Origin of the sequence: Alkalinema pantanalense CENA528 (genome assembly GCF_050753345.1) — a bacterium.
GTDB classification, from domain to species: Bacteria; Cyanobacteriota; Cyanobacteriia; order Leptolyngbyales; family Leptolyngbyaceae; genus Alkalinema; species Alkalinema pantanalense.
The window spans coordinates 1-10,212 of the sequence record NZ_JBLZFX010000148.1; the positions used below are offsets into that span (position 1 = coordinate 1).

General features: G+C 44.7%; 7 protein-coding genes and 1 pseudogene. 3 read left to right on the forward strand and 5 right to left on the reverse strand.

Annotated features, from left to right (window positions below; genetic code table 11):
* Positions 1–108 precede the first annotated feature (108 nt).
* The 5 genes and pseudogenes from ACN4EG_RS26135 to ACN4EG_RS26155 all read right to left on the reverse strand — a co-directional run bounded on the left by ACN4EG_RS26135 (position 109) and on the right by ACN4EG_RS26155 (position 5,676).
* On the reverse strand, positions 109–3,123 hold the full coding sequence (locus ACN4EG_RS26135) for an SAV_2336 N-terminal domain-related protein (RefSeq protein WP_431633220.1): 3,015 nt from the start codon (positions 3,121–3,123) through the stop codon (positions 109–111).
* Positions 3,123–4,199, reverse strand: coding sequence for an AAA family ATPase (locus ACN4EG_RS26140; RefSeq protein ID WP_431633221.1), 1,077 nt, complete (start codon positions 4,197–4,199; stop codon positions 3,123–3,125). The genes ACN4EG_RS26135 and ACN4EG_RS26140 overlap by 1 nt, the downstream gene beginning before the upstream one ends.
* Positions 4,200–4,212: 13 nt before the next feature.
* The gene (locus tag ACN4EG_RS26145; RefSeq protein ID WP_431633226.1) at positions 4,213–5,064 is read right to left on the reverse strand and encodes a VMAP-C domain-containing protein; all 852 of its coding nucleotides are present in this window, start codon (positions 5,062–5,064) and stop codon (positions 4,213–4,215) included.
* Positions 5,065–5,124: 60 nt separating this feature from the next.
* A pseudogene (locus ACN4EG_RS26150) lies at positions 5,125–5,241 on the reverse strand (hypothetical protein); the annotation flags it as partial.
* Positions 5,242–5,286: 45 nt separating this feature from the next.
* The gene (locus tag ACN4EG_RS26155; protein WP_431633222.1) at positions 5,287–5,676 is read right to left on the reverse strand and encodes a hypothetical protein; all 390 of its coding nucleotides are present in this window, start codon (positions 5,674–5,676) and stop codon (positions 5,287–5,289) included.
* 465 nt (positions 5,677–6,141) lie between these two features.
* Between ACN4EG_RS26155 and ACN4EG_RS26160 the strand changes: the two genes are divergently transcribed.
* From ACN4EG_RS26160 to ACN4EG_RS26170, 3 genes are all read left to right on the forward strand, one after another.
* Positions 6,142–6,798 carry a HEAT repeat domain-containing protein gene (locus ACN4EG_RS26160; RefSeq protein ID WP_431633223.1) on the forward strand — a complete coding sequence of 219 codons (657 nt, stop codon included), beginning with the start codon at positions 6,142–6,144 and terminating at the stop codon, positions 6,796–6,798.
* A 1,123-nt stretch (positions 6,799–7,921) separates the two neighbouring features.
* Positions 7,922–8,944, forward strand: coding sequence for a terpene synthase family protein (locus ACN4EG_RS26165; RefSeq protein WP_431633224.1), 1,023 nt, complete (start codon positions 7,922–7,924; stop codon positions 8,942–8,944).
* Positions 8,945–8,994: 50 nt separating this feature from the next.
* Positions 8,995–10,122: a sensor histidine kinase gene (locus ACN4EG_RS26170; protein ID WP_431633225.1), complete on the forward strand. Its 1,128-nt coding sequence runs from the start codon at positions 8,995–8,997 to the stop codon at positions 10,120–10,122.
* Positions 10,123–10,212: the final 90 nt, after the last annotated feature.

The following is a 10,212-nucleotide window of genomic DNA, read 5'->3' on the forward strand; positions in this document are numbered from 1 at the left end:
TCCTATGACTTAGCCATGGCCGTTATCGCTGGGGTAGAAAACCGCTATTTTCCCAAAGGTTATAAGGTTGAACGTTTTATATTTAATTCAGCCTAGCTACTTATTATTTTAATCAATCACTCCTTCGCTACGAAGTAAATCAATCACAATCGGGTTCAAGTCATACCACAGCACTGCATTGCGATACTCCAAAATATATAACCCATGCAACAAATCTAAAAATCGCTGATTCTCCGGATCGCGTGGCTTGAAATCTTCATAAATCTGCTTCAATAGCTCAAAATCGTACTGCCCTAATGGTTCCGCAAACTCAATCTGGACATCTGTCAATACCTGATCCAAAATCTGCTGATTTATCACCACTGGTGGTTGAGCAAACTGCTCCTGTCGAATCTGTCTCCGAATCTGCTGCATACACTTACCACAACAGAGATCGACCAACCGAATTAACTCCCGCAACACCCCACCACTCTTCAATATAATCTGCCGTTTTACCTCTGGCTCAATCAACTCCGTCGGCAACCGCCGATCTAACACCTCCTCAAAAATTGCCACACAGGCCGCATCCGGCACCCGATCGACCTTCCGCACCACCGATCGACTAAAAAACTTCGCCACCCGCATCGTATGAATCTGCTTCACAACCGCCTCAATATTCCGCTTCAACGACACCTCCCGCAACGTCGAGATCGGAATCGTATAGAGAATATGACAATTTGGAGCAAGCAACGCCTGAATATTCTTACTGAAAATACTATCTATGACTGCTAGATCTAACTTATCTAAATCATCAATAATCACTAAAACCCGCTGCTCAGTAGCATTCTCAATATAGGTTCGGATCTCATTAATCTTTGCAATCAAATCCGGAACGCGCGGCACAAACTCTGTCATAATCTCTGTCCGAATCACCGAGTTTACTTTCATTCCTGACTTAACTTTTGCTAGAAAATTCAGCAGTTTTGAAATATTTCTCTCTGAACCTACGTTCCCACTAGTCTCAATCTCTGATTCAAATCCTTGCCATTCCGTTTGTGTATGTTCGCTTAACCAGCCGTACAATCTCTTTTTGATTCCTGGTTGTAACTTTATTGATCTCAGTTCTGCGTTTTCGATCAACTGCACTGCGATAGAAAAGAGGATATTAACATGATTCACTGCCGATCGCTCGATTGTATCTGAGATCGAAAACATCACCACAAAATAGCGACCCGTCTCAATTAGCCGAAACCCCAACTCCGCCAGCAGCGTAGACTTCCCACAGCCCCGATGCCCCGTAAACACAAACTTATTATCCCGATCGTCCGCCTCCTCGATCGCCTGTTCCAACTGCTCCAGCAAATCCGTCTGATATTCCACTCCAAACTGCGCCAGCGCCTTCACCGTCACCAATGGATCAAGCTGAAGGTTCCGCCCCGCCATCCGGAACATCTCTAGCCGCCACTGTAAGGTTGCCAAATCTGATTTGTATGGGGACTCCAACCGTTTTTCTACCTTCCGGGGGGGAGCCTTCCACTGGATTTCTAATTCCTCCGCAAATTGAGCATACTCCCCACCCAGTTGCCTTAAAACCTGTGCTGTGACCCGAGCAAATGGCCGTGATTGCTTTACGATCGCCTGATCTTCTATCTGCTGCGGATGTCGCAATACTGCTGCAAATTCCTCTAGCGATCGTCCTAATCGTTCTGCCACAAATCTCGATACTTCCTCCAAAACATTCACCGCATTACTGGTTGGGACTGACTCCAGCAGTACTTCCCGAACTCCATCCAGAAACTCATACTGCACCATATCTGGGTTGGCTTCTGTCTCGATATCCCCCAGTGCTTTCAATAATCCCCCTAAAAATACCTCCGCCACATGTACTTGTCGCGACTCCGGCAACAATCGATCCTGAAGAATCCTCACTACAGGCAAACTAATGAGTGGAGCCGCTGCCAATAAGCCTGCCAGTCTTCGCGCCATTGGTGAAGCGGTTAATCGAAATTGCTGTACTCTCTGCTCGGCTGATTCCTTAGTTGCTGTAGCTGAGTGTAAACCACTTGTCCTAGGGGCAGAAAATTCTTCTTCCAGTACAAATCCTGGAATCCCAACTCCGCTTTTCCCTGTGACCATCTCGGCCCATCCTGCAACCGATTTTGGCTCTAGCGTGACCACAGGAACCTTAATCCCAGCCTCCAAATCAATGTCATCCCATCCTGAAACTTCTGATACAGTCAACTGCTGATTGGGAACGCCTGGTAATAAAGCTTGAAGTTTCACTGCGGATGCTAGCCCCAATCCTGTCCGTGCCCATAACCACTCTGGCAACATCTGTACGATCGCCAGTGGCCCTCTCATGGCCCAGAGATTCAGAGCAGACAGTAAACTCTCATTTTGCCAACCCGATGACACACAATCTGTTGCGATCAAAATCAGTCGTCGCCCACTGGGATCAACTAACATACTGGGTCGTTGTGCTGCTTGCCGCCGCGCAGTTGCCCCCATTCCCGGATATAGTTTGACTTCCCCCGGTTCATCCGTCACTAAGCTCCAAACCCGTACATCTCGAAACACCCCATAGTGGGATAGCAATCGCCTTAACTCCGCGATCGTGCGTTGCCAGATCTGCATTGAAAGACTCTCATCTACCACCAACGCTAGATCCAACCAAGGTTCTAAGGCAGGCTGGAACACAGGTAGCCAAAGTCCCTCCTCAGCAATCCGTTCCACCGTTGCTACTTCATCTAGAGTTGTGCTCCAGCCCATAGCTAGCTTTTGTAACAAAGGCTTCAGCGATCGGGCTAAGGACAACGGTTCTCTCACCGATCGGGCATCGGGTACCTGAAATGCTAGTTGCTGACCAAAGCTGGGTTCATTGGTACTACGAGAATGAATCTCTGCTGGCTTGGGTTGTGACTCAGATTCCGACTGCTGCTCTGGTTTTTGGACAGAAGTGATTTCAGGAGAAGCAGTAGACGATCGTGATGCTTGTTTGGGCTCGGGTGAGGTTGCTTTTAATGGTGTCGTAGATTCTGAGACTTCCTCTAAGTTCTGCATCTGGAGCGCCAGCCAAATAATGTCTGCGATGTCCTTGCTCGTCAGACCTAACTCCGCTCCCAGGGCAGAAACAAACGGCTGCATTAACCATCCTCCGCGCTACTCAAATACTTCCACAAGAGATCTGTAAATTTTTTCCGTTCGACTGCATCTTTCGGGCTAAATTGTTGAGTAACCAAATAAACAGCATTTAATAACTGGTCAGGAGACAAGTCCCCCTTTAATTCTCCCTGTTTTCGTTTGTCTAAAAAGTCATTAATGAGTTCTTCTGCTTGGGTTAATACCACTGGATGTTCACTCAAATGGGCCTTCACCATTTCAGTCAGAGATGTCCGATCAGGGTTAGGCATGGTCAACCGCAGACAACGCCGCAAAAATGCAGGCGGAAAATCCCGCTCACCATTGCTGGTCAGTACAATCAAAGGAAAGGCTGAACAGCAAATTTTTCCTGCTTGAATGCGTGCTTCTTGCCCATCATAGGTGCGAACATCTACCTCTTTTTTTTGCTTGGCGATCCGCGATAACTCAGGGATTTCAAACTTACCTTCCTCAAAAAGATTTAATAGATCATTGGGTAAATTGATATCACTTTTATCAAATTCATCAATCAGCAAAACTCTTGGATATTTGCGGGGAAGTAATGCTGTACCCATTGGCCCAAGCTGAATATATTGCCCGATGTCTGGATTGGGTGGATTATCTTGGGATGGGTTTCCGGTGGCTGGATTAGATGGATTGTTGTGCGAGGAAGAGCCACTAGAGGGAATCTGAGTGTCCTGTAACCGTGCAATGGCATCGTAGCGGTATAACCCTTCCTGCAAGTTAGAGCGAGCAGTAATTGACCAGGAGAGCACTGCACCTAGTTGTAATTCATAGGCGATCGCGTAGGCCAGAGAGGTTTTTCCTGTACCTGGTTTTCCGGTAATCAAGAGTGGGCGACGAAGATATAAAGCAGCATTGACCACATTTACGAGATCAGTATGCTCTGTTGATATTCGAAAGGTTTTGCCCCGCTGTTCATCCTTTTTCTCTAAAGCCGGAGGTTCCTCTAATAACTTGATATCCTCCTCCTCAAACCTTCGCCAACTGGGAGCCTGGGGAAGTCGCTGTATCTCATCGTGATGTTGTCCGCTGCCTGTAAAAATTCGCCAGTCACTCATCGTTTACTTTCCCCTATTGTCTTGGTGGTACCAGTTGCGCCATTGCATCTGGCGTTAGTCGATAAGGATCCTCCCACAAGAGTGCCAAGTGATATCCCAGATGCTCTTCAGGTCTGTCTTCACAATCCGCAGTTATACGCTTTTTCCTGATTATCTCTGATAATTCGAGTAGTGGCCCCTCTAGTAATAATTCATCTATCTCGCTTACCTGATTCCAGTGAGAATAATTGCATCTTGCCCAAATAGCAATGGGAGTAGATGCCTTCAAAATAGACTTAAACAGTTCTTTTTTATGAGCTTCGACTAAACCGCAAGTCAATTTCAGTCCTAATTTTTCGGTTAGATTGTTGATCACCCGCTTCCAGTTGCAATTTTCCAGTTCACTCAAATGTTCAAAATCACAAACATTTGGTATTTCATGCCAGCAAGATTTCACCCGATCCCAGTTATCGCACCATTGATTCCTATAAGTCTCTAGGTATCTGAATTCCAATCGTTCACAAGAACGTATAACTACTGGATACTGTGTTCCAACAGTATAGCTTTCGTCTTCAAAATATGAATTCGTTAATTGCCAGCTATCTATGTTAGTGCATAAGTACTCTTTGGGTAGAAAAAACTCGATCGTCAAACTATATCGTTGTTCACTGCATAGTCGATTGAGAGTTAAATTTACAAATTGTTCTATTAATTTTGGAACATCCTCAAGTTTGCAAGCAACTCCTTTCTGTTCTTCATCAAGATCTAATGGCTGGTATCGCTGAACCAAGTCTTTTACCTCGTCATCAGGAATTAACCATCCATTAACGACAAATCCTGTGGAACTCTGAGCTTTCCGCAGCACAATCTGAAGATATGACTTCATAATTGTCTTTTTTGTCTTTGGTAAAACAGAATGCTGCTGCGATCGTTCAGTTGAGGGAATTTTCTCAAAAAGATCCTTCAACTGATGACGAATATTTTGTGGTATCTGCTCATGGTGGACTAAATGGGAAATAAATTGTCGTAATTGCCTGAACTCCTGAAGCTGAGTAATTATATCTTCACAATTACTAGTGGAGAGTCAAGCTTAAAATTGTGAGTGACATTATTCCAAATCGACTATTCCATAAGGATTCTGGAGATCACTAACGCACAAAATCAAAATTGACAGACCACTAGCTTCTGGCCGAGATAGTAAGGCATCCATAGGTAAAGATTCACGATAAGTTTGCCTAATCAAATCAAGGTCATTCACTTGTTCCAGAATTTGACTAAGTTCTTGATACGATGGCTGCGATTCGATCCTAGGACTAATCTGAATAGTCAAGAAAAAGTTATTAGTACTGTTATTAGTACTCTTATCTAGGTTACCTGCAGCCGCGTCTCCACCACCTGTATTGGTGGTTTGACTGTTACCAATGTGCTGGCTAACGTCTCCTTGCGGCTGATGGATCAGCCCTTTAGATTTTTGGGCGTTAATGGATTCTTCATGCATAGTGCTATCTACTATGTTCCCTCATACCTCGACTGAGAGTTTTTTATCTCTGGCTATTTTTTTGACCTGAGATCATAGTTTGGATTTTTACACCACAATAGCTTCGATTTTTTGTGAGTGACAAGAAATCTAATATTTTTTCACTCTTAATTTTTTAGCTTTGAATACTGAACAAATAATGTCTCCATACTCGAAGCCTGCGTTTTGGTGGCGCTGACCCTCAGTATGAACAGTGATGAAAGAGCCTTACTTGTAAGTAAAGTGGATTGCTGAATTTAGTATGGGTACTGGTTCGATTATGATCTACTCCCTCGCAGTCATTTCTACGAATTGATTTCGCCTGCCATCCTGCACCACGATCTCTGAGAAAAATGAGAGCTTTTACCCAATTTATGATGATTGTACACATATCGTAACAAAATGTTATAATTAGCTGGAATTGCTTCTCCCACACAGGTGCTAGATATGAATCTCGATCAAATCAAGGTGAGTTTGCAGAGTGAAGATCCCCAGGATCGGATGCGTGGGTTAACGGCCCTACGAAATTTTGATGCAGAAGTTGCGGCCCCCCTCCTGATGACGCAAGTGAATGACACGGAAATGATTGTGCGATCATTCGTTGTCATGGGTCTGGGATATAAACAAACCGCAGAAGGGTTTACTAAGCTTCTCCAAGTTATGGAAGAAGATGCAGAAGCTAACGTGCGGGCCGAGGCTGCCGGTGCCCTGGGGAAATATGGTCCGATCGCGATCCCCCACCTCGTCAAATACTTTGGTCAAGATCAGCATTGGCTGTCGCAAATTAGTACAATCTTGGCCCTTGCCGATCTTCAGTGTCCTGAGGTGTTGTTAGATATTTGTCGGCGAGCTCTGCAAACACCGGAAACTGCGATTCGATCGACGGCGATCGATCAACTTCCAACATTCGTTGGCACTGCGAACCAAGAAGCTGCTCTCTTGCTACTGTTGAGCCAAGCTCAAGATCCCGATTGGTCGATTCGACGGAATGTTGCCAAGGCATTGCGTGCTTTTCCGGACGATCGGGCTCAAGCTCAATTGGTTGGATTTCATCGGGATCCCGATCACCGAGTCGTTGCAGCTAGTCTGGAAAATTTGATCTAGCAAAAATTAAATTCAGCAGTCGTCAACTCGTAATCAGTCCCCGCTGAGCAAACCAAAGCATCGTAAATGGGGGTTCTATGTCACGAGTTGACCAACTATCTTGTACTACAACCATTATAAGCCGATCAATTCGCAGTAAATGTAGTACAAGACTTTTGCAATAGCAAGAAAATAAATTGAGGACTATTAATGTTTGAGCGAATTCTAGATCTAAAGACTAAATAAATATTTCACAGATGATTTTTAATATCTTATATTTTCGTTGCAAAAGTTAAGTTGAAATTATTAAATATACTAATGCTCTGTTTGAGTGAAAATAGAATATCGTTGCTATATGTCATATATAACCCCCATGAATCAAGGGTTAGATGCGATTTGTCATCCATTCGATCGAGTCTTAGCATTGCTGATTTGACCACTTCGCCACCAATTAGCATGTTGTCAACTTTGTCCTTCATGTAACAAACTAATATCTTTAATTTGTGATATACAAAGTTGGGGGTACAAAAGAAATGCAATTCTAAATTCATTTCTATCCCAAGGCTAATTGTGTTTTTGAATGGTTTGTGTTGTGATGGGCAAAATGATGTTAGATAGAGTGTAACTTCATCATTCCAACTTGTGTTCTATTTTGAGGCTTTAACGGTTTGAGGCTTTAACAGTGACCTAAGTCCTGCCCCAAGGACACCATCCATTGACTACAGCTCTAAATTAATTGGAATTCACTGAATATTTTCTGTCTTCCCTCGCTAGACAGTATTTGTAACTGGAAAAAATCCTGGGAAACATTGTCTAGCAAAGCAGCAGGAATGGTTTCACCAAGGTGAGTATTCAAAAGTGAGTATTCACTAAATGTATTTTGTCCTTTGAGATTCGATCGCACATTTTCGTAATTCTGTTGGCATTAATCAGAACTTTGATGCAGCATTAATTTTTTTGCTGATAAGTCTTTCTGATCATTTTATTTCCTGTTTCAGTCTTGGAGTTGTTTTGATAGCAGCTCTATACCTAGTTTTGTTGTAGCCTAAGTGATTTTTGTATTGCTTAAAGGCTCTCTGTTTATTTCCAAGCCCCCTCCTACGGGAGAACTAGTCCTGTTCGTTGTGATGCAAAGGATTTTTCCATGCTGAAGTACCTGGCAGATCAGCTTTACTATCCCTTTGAAACGCCTGTTACCCCCCATGCAGATGAGATTGAGCTATCGACTCGGCAGTGGGTTCAGGATTTTAATATGCTGTCAGATGCAGCTACTTTTCAACGGTTCTGTCGCATTAATTACGGCTGGTTGGGTGCTCGTTTCTTCCCCTACGCAACTAGCGACGCAACCGCGATCGGTTCCCACTGGATTGCCTGGTTATTTACGCTAGATGATGAGTTTGACGAGCAATCGGTGGGTAGTAGCCCGAAGGTTTTGGCGCAAGCATTTCAAAAGTTTATCGACATCTTAAATGGCGCTGAAGGAACACAAACGCCCCTGTCTCGATCGCTAATCGATCTGCGGGAACGAACTCGCGCCCTTTCGCCCGATGAGAGTTGGTTTCCCCGCTTTGTCATTAGTGTGCAACAGTACTTTGATGCTTGTACTTGGGAAGCTCGCAATCGTATAAAAGGTCATCCGCCTGACTTAGAGTCGTATATTCGGCTGCGTCAACATGCGGGTGCACAAACGATCGTGGTTGCGTTGATCGAAATGATGGAGAACATGATTCTGCCGGATCATGTGCGTAACCATCCCCGCATCAAAGCGCTCACCGATATGACGCTGAATTTAATGGGTTGGGGCAATGATATTTTGTCTGTGGATAAGGAATTACACGCAGGTGATGTGCATAACCTGGTTTTAGTATTGGAGCATGAGTATGCACTGAGCCGCGAAGATGCTTATACTTGGGCGATCGAAGTGCATAATCAAGAAATGCGACGGTTCCTGTTGTTTGAACGTAATCTACCTACCTTTGGTACCGATGCAGAAGGCCATGATTTAGATGCCAATGTACAACGGTATTTATTGGGCCTACGTGCATTAATTCGCGGGTCTGTAGATTGGACGATTATTGATGCTCCAGTTCGCTATGCAGAACTGAAACCGCTCTTAGACCGGGCAGCGACGGCTGACCAGAGTCTCGTGGTTACAGAAGCTGCCTAATGCCTGACCTATCCTGACTGTGTTCCTTAACCCTGTTTCTGACTCACCCAATGCTGAACCAAGAACTTAATCCCTTTCAGCTACAGGTGAAGTTTCTGCAATATCAGTTTGCAGTTGCCCATGAGGTTTGCAATCATCAGGAACTGGATAATCAATGCTTGAGCATCTTGGTTGAACACAGTCAGGATATGATTTCTTTGGCTTCGCTCAATGGAGATATTATTTATCTCAATCCTGCAGGCAAAGCGTTAGTCGGGCTTAAGCATGACTTTACCCAGCGACCTATCCGTGCGCAGGAATTCTTTAGTCCAGAGGATTTCTTAGAGGCCCAATCGGTCTTAGCAAATTTGGCGCAACAGAAAAGTATTCATCGGGAACTCTGGCTCCAGCATTTCCAAACTAGGGAACGCATTCCCGTTGCATGCCATGCCTTTTGCATTCCCCATCCTGAAACGGGAGAACCGATCGGCTTTGGCTCCATCAATCGAGATAGTCGTCCCCAAAGGCAAACAGAAGCGCAGTTAAGGCAGCTTTTGCACGAAAAAGAATTGCTGTTGCAGCAAAAAGAAAGACTGCTCCAAGAAGTTCACCATCGCGTTAAAAATAATCTTCAACTCATCACAAGTTTAATTAACCTTCAACGACAGACCCTGAGTGATCCGGCTGCTGCCATTGCCCTACAAACGAGCCAGACTCGGATTCAGGCCCTAGCCATGATCTATGAGCAATTAGATGAGTCCGATCGCTTAGCGCAACTCAACCTGACCGACTATATTCCGGGACTGACCCATTATCTTTACGACGTTGCGACGATCAACCACACATTGGAAACTCGCTTTGACTTAGAGCCAGTTTGCTTATCGGCAGATGCGGCCATTGCCTGTGGACTTGTTCTGCATGAATTAATTCACAATGCTATTCACCATGCTTTTCCAGATCAAACAGTCGGCACCCTGATAATTCAACTCCGACTGATTTCTGAAGGCAATCCCGATCTCCAGACCTGTCAAATCTTGATCCAAGATGATGGGGTGGGTTTACCGCCGGAGATCAATCCTCACCAGAGCGACACCCTAGGTTTTCAGTTAGTAACCTCGCTCCTGAAAAAATTACGGGGGACGCTAGAGTACGATCGTGCCCTCAACTCTTTCCAAATTCAGTTTCCGATCGATCCCTAATGATTTGTCAACGACGGGTATTAGGGAACAGCGCATCAATAAAATCCCAATTGGGTAGGGGTAGGAGAGTAAAAGGGTAGGAGGGTAGGG

Coding starts and splice junctions, on each gene's coding strand:
- ACN4EG_RS26145 (WP_431633226.1), bottom strand. CDS start 5,064: ATGAAGTCATATCTTCAGATTGTGCTGCGGAAAGCTCAGAGTTCCACA.
- ACN4EG_RS26140 (WP_431633221.1), bottom strand. CDS start 4,199: ATGAGTGACTGGCGAATTTTTACAGGCAGCGGACAACATCACGATGAG.
- ACN4EG_RS26170 (WP_431633225.1), top strand. CDS start 8,995: ATGCTGAACCAAGAACTTAATCCCTTTCAGCTACAGGTGAAGTTTCTG.
- ACN4EG_RS26160 (WP_431633223.1), top strand. CDS start 6,142: ATGAATCTCGATCAAATCAAGGTGAGTTTGCAGAGTGAAGATCCCCAG.
- ACN4EG_RS26135 (WP_431633220.1), bottom strand. CDS start 3,123: ATGCAGCCGTTTGTTTCTGCCCTGGGAGCGGAGTTAGGTCTGACGAGC.
- ACN4EG_RS26155 (WP_431633222.1), bottom strand. CDS start 5,676: ATGCATGAAGAATCCATTAACGCCCAAAAATCTAAAGGGCTGATCCAT.
- ACN4EG_RS26165 (WP_431633224.1), top strand. CDS start 7,922: ATGCTGAAGTACCTGGCAGATCAGCTTTACTATCCCTTTGAAACGCCT.